The following is a 14,289-nucleotide window of genomic DNA, read 5'->3' as shown; positions in this document are numbered from 1 at the left end:
CCCCGCCGCGCGGCTGGGGGGGGGGGGGGGGGGGGGGGGGGGGGGGGGGGGTTTTTCCCCCCCCCCCCCCCCTCCCCCAAACCGGGGCTCCGCCCCGGACCCCGCATCCGAACTTCGTTCGGATCTGCTCAAGCGCCGCAGGGGCTGAAAGATCAAGCACCGCAGAGGCCGGGTGCGAGCCTTACTTCTTGGGAAGCCACGCCTCCCACGTCTCCTTGTTCTCCGCGACCCACTTCTTCGCGGCCTCCTCGCCGGACATCTTGTCCTTGGCGATCCACTTCGAGACCTCGTTCTGCTGCTCGGTGGTCCACTTGAAGTTCTTCAGGAACTGGGCCGCGTCCCCGCCGTCCTTCGCGAAGTCCGCGTTCAGGTACTTCTGCAGCGGCGTGTTGGCGTAACCGCACTCGGTCTTCTCCTTGGGCTCGTTGCAGCCCTCGGTGAACTCCGGCAGCTTGACCTCGACGAGCTCGATGTCGGCGTTGAGCCACTGCGGCTCCCACCAGTACGTGATGAACGGCTCCTTGGCCGCGTACTTCTTCTGGATCTCCTTGATCTGGGCGGCCTCCGCACCCGTCTCCTTGATCTTGAAGTCCAGCTTGAAGTTCTTGATCAGCCACTCGTCGTACGTGGTGTAGGAGGGCGCCGCGCCCAGGAACTCGCCCTTGCCCTCGGACTCGGAGGACTTGAAGTCCTTCGCGACCTTGTTGAGCGTCTTGATGTCGAGGACCTCGGGGTGGGCGTCCGCGTAGTACTTGGGCACGAACCAGCCGATGTGGCCGGTCACGCCCAGGTCGCCGCCCTTGACCACGGTCTTCTTCTGGTCGATGTAGAGCTTCTGCTTCTCGGGCTGGCCGTCCCAGTCCTCGAGGATCGCGTCGGCCTTGCCGCTGTTGAGGGCGTCCCAGGCGATGGGCTCGTCCATCGTCTGGAGGGTGACCTTCTTGACGTCCAGTTCCTCTTCGAGGATCACCTTGGCGACCTCGGCGTTGGCCTGGGCGCCGACCCACGACGGCACCGTGATGGTGACCTCGTCCGAGCCGCCGCCACCGCCCTTACCGGTCTCCGCGGCGCCACAGGCGCTGAGCGCGAGCATGCCGAGGGCGCCGGCACCGGCGACGAGAGAAATGCGTATCCGCTTGCTGTGCTTCATGAGGGAAGAATTCCTTTGGTAGGCAGGAGAGTTGAGGCGAGAGGACGGGTCAGCGCAGCCCGCGTTCCTTGACGGCCGCAGCGGGCTGGGAGATCCGGTCGAGCAGCACCCCGAGGCAGACGATCGCGATACCGGCGGTCAGGCCGAGCGCCAGATCGCCCTTGGTGAGGCCCTTGATCACATCGACCCCGAGGGCGCCGCCGCCGATCATTCCGGCGATGACGACCATCGAGAGGACCAGGACGACGCCTTGGTTCACGGCGAGCAGCAGTGCGGGGCGGGCCAACGGGATCTGGACCTGGCGCAGTTGCTGCCCGGTGGAGGCGCCGAGCGAGCGGGCCGCTTCGAGGGCGGAGGGGTCGATCTGCCGGATGCCCTGGGTGGTGATCCGGATGACGGCCGGCAGCGCGTAGAGCACCGAGGCCGCGACACCGGCGAACCGGCCGCCGGTGAACAGGGCGATCATCGGGATCAGATAGATGAACGCGGGCAGGGTCTGCAGGGTGTCCAGGATCGGCCGGATCACCCGCTCCACCCACGCGACACGGGCGGCGAGCACCCCGACCGCGAAGCCGATGAGCAGGGTCAGGGCTAGGGCCGCGATCACCTGGGACAGGGTGTCCATGGAGCGGGTCCACAGCCCCATCGCGCCGATCGCACCGAGCGCGAGCACCACCGTGACGGCGGCGCGCAGCCGGCCGACGGCGTACGCGAGGATGCCCGCGACCGCGAGGAGCGCCCACCAGGGGGTGCCGACGAGGGCGCTGCGCAGCGGGTTCAGCACATACACGGCGAAGCCGTCGGCCCAGGTCTGGGTGCCGCCGATGAGCGGGATGCCGGCGGAGAGTTCGCGTTCGATCCAGCCCGTCACATCGTTGACGGGGTCGGCGATGGACACCACCCAGTTCTCGGGCCACTCCTGGCGGCCGAGCGCCGAGCCGATCACGGTCGCGGCCGCGATACCGGCCGCGACGACGCCCCGGAGCATCCAGGCGGTACGCGAGGTGCGCACCCCCTCCTCGGGGTCGTCGAGCCGCTCGCCCGCGGCCGCCGTGGTCCGGTCGAGCCAGATGGCGAGCAGCACGATCGCGATACCGGGCGGCAGGGCCTGGCCGACGTCGACGACGGCGAGCGCCTTGTAGATGGGCTCGCCGAGGCCGCCGGCGCCGGTGACCGTGGCGAGCACGACCATCGAAAGGCCCATCATGATCGTCTGGTTGAGGCCGAGCAGCATCTGCTGGCGGGCCAGCGGGAGGCGCGCCCCCCACAGCCGCTGCAGCGGGCTCGCGCCCAGCGAGGCCGAGGCTTCGAGTGCGGCCGGGTCGGCGCCGCGCAGGCCGAGGGCGGTGAGCCGGGCCATCGGCGGTACGGCGTAGATGACCGTGGCCACGAAGGCCGACGGGACACCGATGTCGAAGATCAGCACGAAGGGCAGCAGATACGAGAAGGCCGGCAGCACCTGCATGGTGTCGAACACCGGCCGCAGCATCCGCTCCGCGCGGTCCGAGAGACCGGCGAGCAGGCCGAGCAGCACACCGACGACGGCGGCCACGGCGACGCACACGATCATCAGCGAGAGCGTGTCCATCGCGGGTTCCCACATGCCGAGCACGCCGATGACGCCGAAGGTGCCGAGTGCGGTGCCCGCGGTGACCAGGGCGCGCTTGCGCAGTCCCGCGCCGCCCGCGTACCAGGCGATGAGCACGGCGGCGACGGTGACGCCGATGAAGCCGAGCGACTCCAGGGCGGTGAAGACGCCGTCGACGGCGGATTCGGCGGTGTTGGAGATGTGCAGCAGGAAGTACAGGAACAGCGGGTGGGTGGTGCGGTTGTCGACCAGCCACTCGTTGAAGTCCTGCAGCGGCGTGCGGACGTCGACGGTCAGGTCACCCGGCCACTCACCGCTTCCGGCGACGGCCGCGGAGACCACGGCGACGAGCAGGGCGAGCAGCAGGAGCACTGCCTTGGGGTGGGCGATCAGACGGGCCGCGGGACCGGGCGGCTGCGGGGCGCCCGGGACATCGGCCTTGACGGGACGGTCGAGAGTCGGAGCACTCATGCGGCCGACCCCCTCGTACTGCAGGCTGGGCTGGTCATACGGCAGCCACCGCCTTGTCCTGCTGCTCCCCCGCGTCGCCGTCGAGTCCGGCGACCACGGCGAGCAGCCGGGACTCGTCCACCACGCCGAGCGTGCGGTCGCCGTCGACGACGCGGCAGTGCGCGCCACTGCGGGCGACGGCCTCGATGGCGTCGACGACCAGGGTGTCCGGGCCGATCGCCGCTCCCGAGGTGGCCTCGTCGCCGTCGGCGGGGCGCATGGCCCGGCGTACGGAGATGACCTGCTCGCGGGCCACGTCGCGGACGAAGTCCCGTACGTAGTCGTCGGCCGGGTTGGCGACGATCTCCTCGGGCGTGCCCAGCTGGACGATGCCGCCGTCGCGCATCAGCATGATGCGGTCGCCCAGGCGCAGTGCCTCGCTGAGGTCGTGGGTGATGAAGACCATGGTGCGGCCCTCTTCGCGGTGCAGGCGGATGACCTCCTCCTGCATATCGCGGCGGATCAGCGGGTCGAGTGCGCTGAACGGCTCGTCGAAGAGCAGCACTTCGGGGTCCACGGCCAGCGCGCGGGCGAGGCCGACGCGCTGCTGCTGGCCGCCGGAGAGCTGCACTGGACGGCGCTGCTCCAGGCCTTCGAGGCCGACCTTCGCGACGACCTCCATGGCCTTCGCGCGCCGTTCGGCCTTGCTCATGCCCTGGATCTCCAGGCCGTACGCGACGTTGTCGAGGACGGTGCGGTGCGGCAGGAGACCGAAGTTCTGGAAGACCATCGCGGTCTGGTGGCGGCGCAGTTCACGCAGCCGGTTCTTGTCCATGGCGAGGACGTCCTCGCCGTCGATGGCTATGGATCCTGAGGTCGGCTCGATCAGCCGGGTCAACGTCCTTACGAGGGTGGACTTTCCGGAGCCGGACAGGCCCATGACGACGAAGACCTCGCCGCGCTTCACCTCGAAGCTGACGTCACGTACGGCGGCGGTGCAGCCGGTGCGCTCGCGCAGTTCGGTGGCGCTCAGGCCGGCGTACTCGGGGTTGCCCGGAACCCGGTCCGCCTTCGGCCCGAACACCTTCCACAGGTCGCGTACGGCGAAGACGGGGCCGGTCCTGGACACGTCGCCGCCCTTGGATATGTCGGTGGTCGCGGTCATCAGGCATCACTCCCGGTCAGCAGCTCGGCGCATTTCTCGCCCACCATCAGGACCCCGATCATCGGGTTGACCGCGGGCATCGTCGGGAAGACGGACGCATCGGCGATCCGGATGCCACTGAGGCCACGAACCGTCAAGTCCGGGGACACTACGGCAAGTTCATCAGCTGAGGCACCCATTCGGCAGGTGCCCGCAGGGTGGTAGACGGTGTGCGCGACCTGGCGGGCGTACGCGCTCAGTTCTTCGTCGTCCGTCACGTGGGGGCCGGGGGCGACCTCGCTCTTGAGCCAGGAGGCGAGCGGTTCGGTCTTGGCGATCTCCCGCGCGATCTTGATTCCGTCGACCAGGGTGCGGCCGTCGTAGTCGTCCTCGTCGGTGAAGTAGCGGAAGTCCAGGGCGGGCTTCTCGGCGGGGTCCGCGCTGGTCAGGTACAGGCGGCCTCGGCTGCGCGGCTTCGGGATGTTGGGCGTCATCGAGACACCGTGCGGGGGCCGCTCGTACCCGATCCGCTCCGGATTGTCCGTGAACGGTATTTGGTAGAAGTGGAACATCAGGTCCGGGCCCTTGAACTCGGGGTCCCTGCGCACGAAGAGCCCGGCGTCGGAGTCCATCGCGGAGTTCTCGGGGATCGGTCCGTGCGTCTCCCAGACGATCACGGACTCGGGGTGGTCGAGCAGGTTCTCGCCGACACCCGGCAGATCGTGCACCACGGGTATCCCGAGCGCTTCGAGCTGCTCGCGCGGGCCTATTCCGGAGTGCAGCAGCAGCCGGGGCGTGTCCACGGCGCCGGCGCACACGATGACCTCGCGCGCGGCCTCGACGTAACTCTCCTCGCCGTCCTTCGTGCGGACGTGGACGCCGCGTGCGCGGGTGCCGTCGAGTTCGAGCTTGTACGCCCAGGTCTCGAGCAGGATCGTCAGGTTGGGCCGCTCGTCCATCACCGGGTGGAGGTACGCGACCGAGGCGCTGGAGCGCTTGTTGTCCTCCGGGTGGTACGCGAGGTCGAAGAAGCCCACGCCCTCGTCGAAGGGCGCCTTGTTGAAGCCCTCGACCCGGGGGACGTCCAGGGCCGTCCGCGCGGCGTCCACGAAGTCGCGGGCGATCGCGTTCCGGTCCTTCTCGTCCACCGGCACGATGTTGTTGAGCAGCTTGTCGAAGTACGGGGACATCGCCTCGGCGTCCCAGCCCTGCGCGCCGTGCTCGGCCCACTCGTCCCAGTCGGACGGCAGCGGCCTGAACGCGATCAGCGTGTTGTGGCTGGAGCAGCCGCCGAGCACACGGGCGCGGCTGTGCCGGATGTGGGAGTTGCCGCGGGGCTGCTCGGTGGTCGGGTAGTCGTAGTCGAGTTCGCCGCCGAGCAGGCCCATCCAGCGGCGCAGGGTGAGCACGTCGTCGCGCCCCACATCGCTCGGGCCGCCCTCGATCACGGCGACCGTGACCCCTGGGTCCTCGGTCAGCCGGGAGGCGATCACCGAGCCTGCGGTGCCGCCTCCGACGACTACGTAGTCGTATTGAGGCATGTGCGTGTTCCCCTTCGTGGTGCTCAAAAGTGCGTCGCGTAATGGGTGGCGCTTGCTCTGCCGTGCCGGGTGGTCAGCCCGCTCAGCCCGCGAACCAGCGGACCGGCCGCGGGTCGAGGTTCTGGTAGATGTGCTTGGTCTCGCGGTACTCGGCGAGACCCGTCGGGCCGAGCTCGCGCCCGACACCGGACTTGCCGAAGCCGCCCCATTCCGCCTGCGGCAGATACGGGTGGAAGTCGTTGATCCAGACGGTGCCGTGCCGCATCCGGCGGGCCATCCGCCGCGCCTTGGAACCGTCGGAGGTCCATACGGCGCCCGCGAGCCCGTACTCGGTGTCGTTGGCGAGCGCGAGCGCCTCGTCCTCGGTCGTGAAGGTCTCGACGGTGAGGACAGGTCCGAAGACCTCCTCCCGTACGACCCGCATCTCGCGGTGGCACCGGTCGAGGACGGTCGGCTCGTAGAAGTACCCCTCGGCGGGCCGCACTTCGCTGGGCGCGGGCCGCTTGCCGCCGGAGCGCAGGACCGCGCCTTCCGCCAGCGCGGAGGCCACGTAGCCCTCGGTCTTGTCCAGCTGCTGCTGCGATACGAGGGGTCCGCATTCGACGCCGTCGGCGGTGCCGCGGCCGAGCCTGATCTGGCCGGCCCGGCGGGCGAGTTCGGCGACGAAGCGCTCGCGGACGCTCTCCTCGATGATGAGGCGGCCGCCGGCCGAGCAGACCTGGCCGCTGTGGATGAACGCGGCGTTCAGGGCCTGGTCGACGGCGGTGTCGAAGGCCTCGTCCGTGGAACAGGCGTCGGCGAAGACCACGTTGGGGTTCTTGCCGCCGAGTTCGAGGGCGACCTTCTTGACGCCGACGGCGGCGGCCTGCGCCACCTTCGTACCGCTGATGAGACCGCCGGTGAACGAGATGAGGTCGACGTCCGGGTGCTCGGCGAACCGTGCGCCGACGGTGTGCCCGGGACCGGTCACGATGTTCGCGACGCCGGCCGGCAGTCCGGCCTCTTCGAGGAGGCGGATCAGGGCGACCGTGGTCAGCGGGGTGATCTCGCTGGGCTTGATGACGAAGGTGTTGCCCGCGGCGAGCGCGGGGGCGATCTTCCAACTGGCCTGGAGCAGCGGGTAGTTCCAGGGCGTGATCATCGCGCAGACACCGACGGGCTCGTGCACGACGGTGCTGTGCACAGTGTCGCTGCCCGCGTCGACGACCCGTCCAGGACCTTCACCGATGACGAGATCGGCGAAGTAACGGAAGGCGTCGGCCACACAGTCGACGTCGACCCGGCCCTCCTCGACGGTCTTGCCCGCGTCCCGGCTCTCCAGGAGCCCGAGCTCTTCACGGTCCCGTACGAGAAGATCCGCGACGCGCCTGAGCAGCGCGGCCCGCTCGGCGACCGGCGTGGTGGGCCAGGGGCCTTCGTCGAAGGCGCGGCGCGCGGCGTCGATCGCCGCGTCGGCGTCGTCCGCGCCCCCCTCGGCGACGACGGTGAACGGGCGGGCCTCTGCGGGGTCGAGGATCTCGCGCGTGGAACCGTCGAGGGCGTTTCGCCACTCTCCGTCCACGTGGATGGTCTGTTGTGCCGACACTTCGCGTCTTGCCTTCCGTTCCCGAAACATTCACCGCGCGTAGTCGCGTGTGATCGGAAGCCCCTGCCCGCGGGGCCGGAAACCATGCGCTTCGGTTTACGGAAAGTGCTGCGGGTCACTCGGCACGGCGATCGTTCGTCCTGAACCTGCCGATCTGGCCGGTCTGTTCCAGACAGAGAGGGAAGCGATGTCCAGGGCACGACGCGGAACGTTGAGCACTGCGGCGGTCACGCTGTGTGCAGGTCTCCTCATGGGGTCGCTCGCCGGGTGCGGGGACGATTCCGGAGGGTCGGGCGGCGGGTCGGGAGGTAACGGCGGCAACGGCGGCGGTTCGGGCGACAAGGAGAGCTCGATCGCCGACAAGAGCGCCAAGGAGATCAGCGACGCCGCGCAGCAGGCGCTGCTCGACGCCAAGTCGCTGCGGATGTCGATGGACAGCGGCGACTCCTCCTCGGGCGGCGAACCCCAGTCGTTCGACCTCGCGGTGGACCAGCAGGGCAACTGTGCCGGCACCTTCAAGATGCCCGAGGGCAAGGGCAGTTTCGACATCCTCAAGCGCGGCGAGAAGGTGTGGATCAAGGCCGACGCCGCGTTCTGGAAGGCCATGGGCGGTCCGAACGGTGATGCCGCGGCCGAGATGCTCAAGGACAAGCACCTCATGGGTGACACCAAGGACCCGCAGCTCAGCCAGCTTTCGTCCTCCTGCAATCTCAAGGCGCTGCAGAAGGAGATGAGCACGGAGGGTGACACGGGGAAGCTGAAGAAGGGCGGCACCTCCACCATCGACGGCCAGGAGGCCATCGCACTGGAGGAGACGGACGCGGGCGAGAAGTCCACCATCCATGTGGCGACCGAGGGCAAGCCCTACCCGTTGAAGATCGTCAGCCAGGAGGGCGGCAAGGAGCAGACCGTCTCCTTCTCGGACTACGACGAGCCGGTGCCGAGCGAGACACCGCCGGCGGGCGAGACCGTCGACGTCAAGGAGCTGCAGAAGCAGGGCGCCTGAGCAGGCAGACAGGCACACACGCCGAAGTCCCGGCTCCCCTTGGGGAACCGGGACTTCGGCGTCGTACTGAAGAAGCCAGGTGACTCAGATCAGGCCGAGGGCGCGGACCGCCTCGCGCTCCTCCTCGAGCTCCTTGACCGAGGCGTCGATGCGCGCACGGGAGAACTCGTTGATGTCCAGGCCCTGGACGATCTCGTACGTGCCGCCCTTGGTGGTGACGGGGAACGAGGAGATGAGGCCCTCGGGGACACCGTAGGAACCGTCCGACGGGATACCCATGGAGACCCAGTCGCCCTCGGCGGTGCCGTTGACCCAGGAGTACACGTGGTCGATCGCGGCGTTGGCGGCGGAGGCGGCCGACGAGGCGCCACGGGCCTCGATGATCGCGGCACCGCGCTTGGCGACGGTCGGGATGAAGTCGTCGGCCAGCCACTTCTCGTCGTTCACGGTCTCGGCGGCGTTCTTTCCGGCGACCGTGGCGTGGAAGATGTCCGGGTACTGGGTGGCGGAGTGGTTGCCCCAGATCGTGAGCTTCTTGATCTCCGAGACCGGCACGCCGGTCTTCTTGGAGAGCTGCGAGAGCGCACGGTTGTGGTCGAGGCGGGTCATCGCGGTGAAGCGCTCGGCCGGTACGTCCGGGGCGGCGGCCTGGGCGATCAGGGCGTTGGTGTTCGCCGGGTTGCCCACGACGAGGACCTTGACGTCGTCCGCGGCGTGGTCGTTGATGGCCTTGCCCTGCGGCTTGAAGATGCCGCCGTTGGCGGAGAGCAGGTCACCGCGCTCCATGCCCTTGGTACGGGGGCGGGCGCCGACGAGCAGACCGACGTTGGCACCGTCGAAGGCCACGTTCGGGTCGTCGGTGATGTCGATGCCCGCGAGCAGCGGGAACGCGCAGTCGTCGAGCTCCATCGCGGTGCCCTCGGCGGCGCCGAGGGCGGGGGTGATCTCGAGGAGACGCAGCTTGACCGGCACGTCCGGGCCGAGCAGGTGGCCGGAGGCGATACGGAAGAGCAGCGCGTAACCGATCTGGCCGGCCGCGCCGGTGACGGTGACATTCACGGGAGTGCGGGTCATGGCGATCTCCGTTAAGACAGCTGGCGGTGGGGGTCCCTGCCCCGGTCCTTGGGGGCCTCCCGGTTGACGCCGCGATGATCGATCTCTTGACGTCAAGGGAGATCCACCGGTCAGGCTATCGCGCCCGACGCCCCCGTCGGCCCCGCCCGGGTGTGCCCCCGCCCCCAGGGCAGTGAGCGGTGCCCAGCCCTGCGAACGGCCGCCGCTCCGGGAGAGGTGAGCGCGGCGGCCGTTCTGCGGGGTGTGCCTGCACATCCCGTGGGCCGCCGAGGGCGACGAATAGGAGCCCTCGGAAACCCCGGGATACATGTGCCTGCAATCCCGTGGGCCGAGGGCGACGAATAGGAGCCCTCGGAAACCCCGGGATACATGTGCCGGCAATCCCGTGGGGGTACTGAGCGCGTGCCCCGGCTCGTGCCGTTCATGCACGCGCCCGCGGAACTACTTGGTGCAGCCTTCCTGTCCGCCCGTCAGGATCGCGCAGGCCTTCGCGTCCTCGACGTTCTTCACCGGGATCATCGGGGTGTACGCGTCGAAGTCCCCGTCGACCTCGGAGGTCTGCGTCTTCTCGCCCTTCACCCGTATCTCGACGGTGTCGCCGGGTCCTGCCGAGGTGATCCGGCCCCAGGCCGCACCGCAGGTCTTGCTGTAGCGGACCTCGACCTTGGCCTCGCCGACCTTGACGTCGACCGGCGGCGACGTGGCGAGCGTGCCGCCGCAGCCCATCTCCTCCGGGTCCTTGCCGGCACAGGACTCACCGCTGCACTCGACACCCTCCGGCAGGGTCGGGCTGCTGGTGGTGGGGGTCGCCGGCGGCTTGCCCTGCGGGTCCCCGCCGTCGCCCTTGCCGAAGTCGGTGAGGAACACCGCCGCGGCGATGACCACGAGCGCGCCGACGACGCCCGCGAGGAACATCGTCAACTTCCGCTTCCTGCGCTGCCCGTCGGGCGAACCGCCCCGCGCGGGACCCGGCCGCTCCCCACCGCCGGGCCCGGACGGCGGACCGTAGGAACGGGCCCCCGAGGACGAAGGGGCGGCCGGCTGCTGCCTGGCCGGGCTGTACGTGGACGCCGGCTGGGTCGGCGGATGGGCGGCCGCCGGCGCCGCGGCGGCGCGCGGTTTGCCGTTCCTCCCCTTGGCGGGACCCGGACCGAACTCGCCGAGCGCGGCACGCGCCTGGGAGATCCGGATCGCCTCCATGGTCATGTCGTGGCGCATCTCGGAGCGGCTCCAGGCACGCTCCGCGAGCTCCCACATGGTGGTCAGATGCATCGGGTTGGTGCCGGTGACCTCGGCCAACGCCACGACCGCACCCTTGGGCGCGAGCAGCCGGCCGTTCAGATAGCGCTCCCACGATGTCTTGCTGTAGCCCGTACGGTCCGCCACCGCGGCGATACTCAGCCCGCTGCGGTCGACGAGCCGGCGCAGCTGGCTCGCGAACTCGCGTACCTGCGGGTCGAGTTCCTCCGGTAGCGCCCTCCAACGAGGCATTGCTTCCCCCTTGTCCCCCCGTGTCGTGCCCAGACGTACCCGTGTGCGCGGCCCTGCATGCCCTTGTCCCGGCCCTCAAGGGCCGGGGCGAAGCGCCCCCATGGCTACCCACAGGGATGCCAGAAGCAAGGGTCTCAGTTCCCCCGGCACCGGCGCACGGGAGCATTACGGGTCAGGGTGCGCCCCGTCGCGCGCCCCTTGATGGTCAAACTGCAGTGTCCCATCCGCGTCCCACGGCCCGCGTGGGAACCCCAGGTCAGCGTACGGGACGTCCCGGGGGATCCCGCCCCCGTCCGCAGGACTTCTGCGCACCCCCCTCGACCGGACACGCTCATCCCTGTCACAGCACCTACGGGGGGAGCACAGATGTATCTCAGCAAGCGCAACCGGCTCGGTATGGCGGCCGTGTCCGTGGCGGCGGGAGCGGGGCTGGCCCTGGCCGGCCTGGCGCCCACCGCGACGGCCGGCAGCCAGCACATGATCGACGGCCGCGGCAACCCGACCAACGACTGGGGCGACGAAGGCAACCTGTCCCGCACCTCTTACTCCCACAGCAACGCGACGCGGCTGTGGCAGACGATCCTGTGGGCGGACGGCGCCAAGTACAAGGGCTCGGACGGCAAGTGGCGCAAGTTCACCAAGGGCGACATCGACGGGCACTTCGGCCCGCGCACCAAGTCGGCCACGAAGTACTGGCAGCAGACCGAGGGTCTCCACATCGACGGCATCGTCGGCAAGCAGACCTTCAGCCTCGCCGACGACTTCCTGGACCACGTCGGCACCAACAAGATCCAGTACACGGGCTACGACCACCAGGCCAACTTCAAGCGCCTGAACGGGATGTACTACGTGAAGATCGACGGCCACTGGAAGAAGGCCGCGTACAACTGGGCGAACTAGTCCTCCCCGCGGACGTCCATGCGGACCTTCGGGCGGAGACACCCCTGGACCCTCAGGCCCCCAGGACGAAGAGGAGCCCGACGAGCAGGATCGCGATCACGGCGACCGCCGCGTACGCCGGCAGCCGCCAGGCCGGTGTCCTGTCGTGCGCGGGCCGGGCGGGCCGGGCGGGCCGGGTCTCCGGCTCGTCCTGGGGCACCCACCACGGCAGGGTGTCCTCCTCCTCGTCGAGGTCGCCCCAGGGGGACGCGGCGCCGGCCCGCGCGGTGTCCGCTTCGACGACCTCCGCTTTGGCGGCGTCCGGCGCCTCGGGCCGCGGCCACACTCGCATGGCCAGCTCCCAGCGCGCACCGAAGCGGGCGGCCTCCGCGGCGTCGAGACCCGCGACGCGGCACAGCGCGAGGACCGCCTGGCGGGGCGGTGGCTGCCGGCCGTTCAGATAGCGCTGCCAGGAGGACTTGCTGTACGAGGTGCGCGTGCCGAGCGAGACCAGGCTCAGCCCCGTACGGTCCTTGAGCAGTCTCAAGTGTTCGACGAAATGCACCACTTCGGCCGGAGTCCTGTCCGGCAGCGGCTGCCAGATACCCACCGCTCACCCCCTGCCGGCGAACTTCACCGCTATGTCCGACTGACGGAGGGAGTGGGGGCGTCGGTTCCCTTGCGCGGGCCTTGGGCACTCATTCCACGCGGTGGATCTGCCCGGTCTGCGCTCCTTCGATCGACCGCACGTAGGCGGCGGCCGCGCGGCGTACCGGTACGGGGTCGAAGCCGGGGAAGAAGTCGCCGTAGGCGTCCAGGGATTCCTCGAAGACGGTGGGGCTGACGGCGTTGATCCGCTGCCGGCCCGGGAGTTCGATCGCTGCGGCCCGTACGAAGGACTCCACCGCGCCGTTCGCGAGCGAGGCGACGGTGCCGGTGCGGATGGGCTCGCGGGCGAGGATGCCGGTGATCAGGGTGAAGGAGCCGTCCTCGGCCACGGTCCGAAGGCCCTGGCGGACGAGTTCGATCTGCCCGACCGCCTTGCCTTCGAGGCCGTCGCGTACGTCCTGCAGGGTGAGTTCGGTGACCGGCTTCCACGGCACGGTGCCCGCCGCGCACGCCACCGCGTCGACCCGGCCGACCTGGCGGTACAGGGCCGCGATGGACTCGGGGTCCGTGATGTCGAGGGTGATGTCGGCGTCCTTGCGGGACGCGGTGATCACCTCGTGGCCGCGTTCGCGCAGGGCGGTGTGCACGGCGCGGCCGAGTGTGCCGTGGGCGCCGACGAGGACGATCTTCTGTGGAGTGTTCATGCGGTGAGGATGACCTCGCGGAAACAGTGAAGTCCAGCTACCTCTCCTACCGTTGAGCTTAAGCTGGACTGAAACATCGTGAGGGGTGGGCCCATGCTCGACGTGAAGCGCATGGTCATGCTGCGTGACCTGGCCGAACACGGAAAGGTCACCGCCGTCGCCGAGCTGCACGGCGTCACGCCCTCCGCGGTCTCCCAGCAGCTGCGGGCTCTGGAAACGGAAGCCGGGGCCGAGCTGCTGCTGCGCGCGGGGCGCGGGGTGCGGCTCACGGCGGCCGGCGCGGCGCTCGCCGCGAGCTGCGAACAGGTCCTGGCCGCCCTCGAGCGCGCCGAGGGTGCGGTGCGCGCGCTCGACCACGACCTCACCGGTGAGCTGCGGATCGGCTGCGCGCCGAGCGCGCTGCGTTCGGTGGCCGCTCCCCTGGTCGCCCGGCTCGCCGCGCGGCATCCGCGGATCCGGCCCAGGATCGTGCAGTGCGAACCGCGGGACGCGGTGGTGCGGCTCAAGCAGCACGGACTCGATCTGGCCGTCTCGTACCGCTATCACCTGCTCGGCTCGCCACCACCCGCCGGCACCACGGCAGTTCCCCTGTTCGACGACCCGCTCGCTCTCGCGGTCCCCGACGACCTGCTGGACGCGGTACGCGCCGAAGGGCTCGGGGTCCTGTCCGACCGGGCCTGGATCTCCGCGCCACCGCCGAGCACCTGCCGCGACGTCCTGCTGCACGCCTGCCGCAACGCCGGTTTCACACCCCGGATCGAGCACGACTGCGAGGATCTGGGCGCGGCGCTCGCCCTCGTGGCCACCGGTCACGCGGTGACAACCCTGCCCGGGGGGCGGCGCCGGCGGCCCCGGCCCGGCCGGGGGGCCCTCACGCGGCCGGGCGCCGCCCGCACGATCGAGGCGCTGGTGCGTGCGGGCGCGGACCAACAGCCCGCGATCGGGGCGGCGTTGGAGCTGCTCACGGAGACCGGAGCGGCGCTGGGGCCGGAGCGCTGACCGCTGCCACGTCCGGCGCTCCGGAGCCCGGAGCGCCGCTAACTGCTGATCGTGAAGTGCAGGGTCTCG

At 70.0% G+C, this 14,289-nt stretch carries 12 protein-coding genes; 3 read left to right on the top strand and 9 right to left on the bottom strand.

Annotation, left to right across the window (positions count from 1 at the left end; translation table 11 throughout):
* Window positions 1-181: 181 nt before the first annotated feature.
* The 5 genes from JAO81_RS36280 to JAO81_RS36260 all read right to left on the bottom strand — a co-directional run bounded on the left by JAO81_RS36280 (window position 182) and on the right by JAO81_RS36260 (window position 7,488).
* The gene (locus JAO81_RS36280) at window positions 182-1,150 is read right to left on the bottom strand and encodes a glycine betaine ABC transporter substrate-binding protein (protein ID WP_199552252.1); all 969 of its coding nucleotides are present in this window, start codon (window positions 1,148-1,150) and stop codon (window positions 182-184) included.
* A gap of 49 nt (window positions 1,151-1,199) precedes the next feature.
* The gene (locus JAO81_RS36275; protein ID WP_199552251.1) at window positions 1,200-3,209 is read right to left on the bottom strand and encodes a proline/glycine betaine ABC transporter permease; all 2,010 of its coding nucleotides are present in this window, start codon (window positions 3,207-3,209) and stop codon (window positions 1,200-1,202) included.
* 34 nt (window positions 3,210-3,243) lie between these two features.
* The gene (locus JAO81_RS36270; RefSeq protein ID WP_199552250.1) at window positions 3,244-4,353 is read right to left on the bottom strand and encodes a glycine betaine/L-proline ABC transporter ATP-binding protein; all 1,110 of its coding nucleotides are present in this window, start codon (window positions 4,351-4,353) and stop codon (window positions 3,244-3,246) included.
* Window positions 4,353-5,873, bottom strand: a complete 1,521-nt coding sequence (locus JAO81_RS36265; protein WP_199552249.1) for a GMC family oxidoreductase — start codon at window positions 5,871-5,873, stop codon at window positions 4,353-4,355. The genes JAO81_RS36270 and JAO81_RS36265 overlap by 1 nt, the downstream gene beginning before the upstream one ends.
* A gap of 82 nt (window positions 5,874-5,955) precedes the next feature.
* Window positions 5,956-7,488 carry an aldehyde dehydrogenase family protein gene (locus JAO81_RS36260; RefSeq protein ID WP_199552248.1) on the bottom strand — a complete coding sequence of 511 codons (1,533 nt, stop codon included), beginning with the start codon at window positions 7,486-7,488 and terminating at the stop codon, window positions 5,956-5,958.
* A 220-nt stretch (window positions 7,489-7,708) separates the two neighbouring features.
* Here JAO81_RS36260 and JAO81_RS36255 point away from each other — a divergent pair, with 220 nt between their 5' ends.
* Window positions 7,709-8,464, top strand: coding sequence for a hypothetical protein (locus JAO81_RS36255; protein WP_199552247.1), 756 nt, complete (start codon window positions 7,709-7,711; stop codon window positions 8,462-8,464).
* A gap of 84 nt (window positions 8,465-8,548) precedes the next feature.
* Here JAO81_RS36255 and JAO81_RS36250 read toward each other — a convergent pair whose 3' ends face one another.
* Both JAO81_RS36250 and JAO81_RS36245 read right to left on the bottom strand, forming a co-directional pair.
* Window positions 8,549-9,538, bottom strand: a complete 990-nt coding sequence (locus JAO81_RS36250; protein WP_199552246.1) for a malate dehydrogenase — start codon at window positions 9,536-9,538, stop codon at window positions 8,549-8,551.
* Window positions 9,539-9,979: 441 nt separating this feature from the next.
* Window positions 9,980-11,029 carry an XRE family transcriptional regulator gene (locus JAO81_RS36245; RefSeq protein WP_199552245.1) on the bottom strand — a complete coding sequence of 350 codons (1,050 nt, stop codon included), beginning with the start codon at window positions 11,027-11,029 and terminating at the stop codon, window positions 9,980-9,982.
* A gap of 366 nt (window positions 11,030-11,395) precedes the next feature.
* Between JAO81_RS36245 and JAO81_RS36240 the strand changes: the two genes are divergently transcribed.
* Complete coding sequence (locus JAO81_RS36240) at window positions 11,396-11,929, top strand: peptidoglycan-binding protein (protein ID WP_233416420.1); 534 nt, start codon at window positions 11,396-11,398, stop codon at window positions 11,927-11,929.
* Between the two features lie 52 nt (window positions 11,930-11,981).
* Here the strand turns inward: JAO81_RS36240 and JAO81_RS36235 are convergent, their stop codons facing one another.
* Window positions 11,982-12,518: a helix-turn-helix transcriptional regulator gene (locus tag JAO81_RS36235; RefSeq protein ID WP_199552244.1), complete on the bottom strand. Its 537-nt coding sequence runs from the start codon at window positions 12,516-12,518 to the stop codon at window positions 11,982-11,984.
* Between the two features lie 88 nt (window positions 12,519-12,606).
* Window positions 12,607-13,221, bottom strand: coding sequence for a short chain dehydrogenase (locus JAO81_RS36230; protein WP_199552243.1), 615 nt, complete (start codon window positions 13,219-13,221; stop codon window positions 12,607-12,609).
* 93 nt (window positions 13,222-13,314) lie between these two features.
* Between JAO81_RS36230 and JAO81_RS36225 the strand changes: the two genes are divergently transcribed.
* Complete coding sequence (locus JAO81_RS36225) at window positions 13,315-14,220, top strand: LysR family transcriptional regulator (protein ID WP_199552242.1); 906 nt, start codon at window positions 13,315-13,317, stop codon at window positions 14,218-14,220.
* The last annotated feature ends 69 nt before the right edge of the window (window positions 14,221-14,289 follow it).

The organism is Streptomyces sp. N35 (assembly GCF_016464295.1).
GTDB lineage: Bacteria > Actinomycetota > Actinomycetes > Streptomycetales > Streptomycetaceae > Streptomyces.
The sequence above is the reverse complement of the archived record's forward strand: the minus strand, read 5'-3'. Positions and strand labels throughout refer to the sequence as shown.

What these genes read in the sequence shown, in the direction of transcription:
- JAO81_RS36280 (WP_199552252.1), bottom strand. Translation starts at nt 1,150, where the DNA reads ATGAAGCACAGCAAGCGGATACGCATTTCTCTCGTCGCCGGTGCCGGC.
- JAO81_RS36275 (WP_199552251.1), bottom strand. Translation starts at nt 3,209, where the DNA reads ATGAGTGCTCCGACTCTCGACCGTCCCGTCAAGGCCGATGTCCCGGGC.
- JAO81_RS36270 (WP_199552250.1), bottom strand. Translation starts at nt 4,353, where the DNA reads ATGACCGCGACCACCGACATATCCAAGGGCGGCGACGTGTCCAGGACC.
- JAO81_RS36265 (WP_199552249.1), bottom strand. Translation starts at nt 5,873, where the DNA reads ATGCCTCAATACGACTACGTAGTCGTCGGAGGCGGCACCGCAGGCTCG.
- JAO81_RS36260 (WP_199552248.1), bottom strand. Translation starts at nt 7,488, where the DNA reads ATGTTTCGGGAACGGAAGGCAAGACGCGAAGTGTCGGCACAACAGACC.
- JAO81_RS36255 (WP_199552247.1), top strand. Translation starts at nt 7,709, where the DNA reads ATGGGGTCGCTCGCCGGGTGCGGGGACGATTCCGGAGGGTCGGGCGGC.
- JAO81_RS36250 (WP_199552246.1), bottom strand. Translation starts at nt 9,538, where the DNA reads ATGACCCGCACTCCCGTGAATGTCACCGTCACCGGCGCGGCCGGCCAG.
- JAO81_RS36245 (WP_199552245.1), bottom strand. Translation starts at nt 11,029, where the DNA reads ATGCCTCGTTGGAGGGCGCTACCGGAGGAACTCGACCCGCAGGTACGC.
- JAO81_RS36240 (WP_233416420.1), top strand. Translation starts at nt 11,396, where the DNA reads ATGTATCTCAGCAAGCGCAACCGGCTCGGTATGGCGGCCGTGTCCGTG.
- JAO81_RS36230 (WP_199552243.1), bottom strand. Translation starts at nt 13,221, where the DNA reads ATGAACACTCCACAGAAGATCGTCCTCGTCGGCGCCCACGGCACACTC.
- JAO81_RS36225 (WP_199552242.1), top strand. Translation starts at nt 13,315, where the DNA reads ATGCTCGACGTGAAGCGCATGGTCATGCTGCGTGACCTGGCCGAACAC.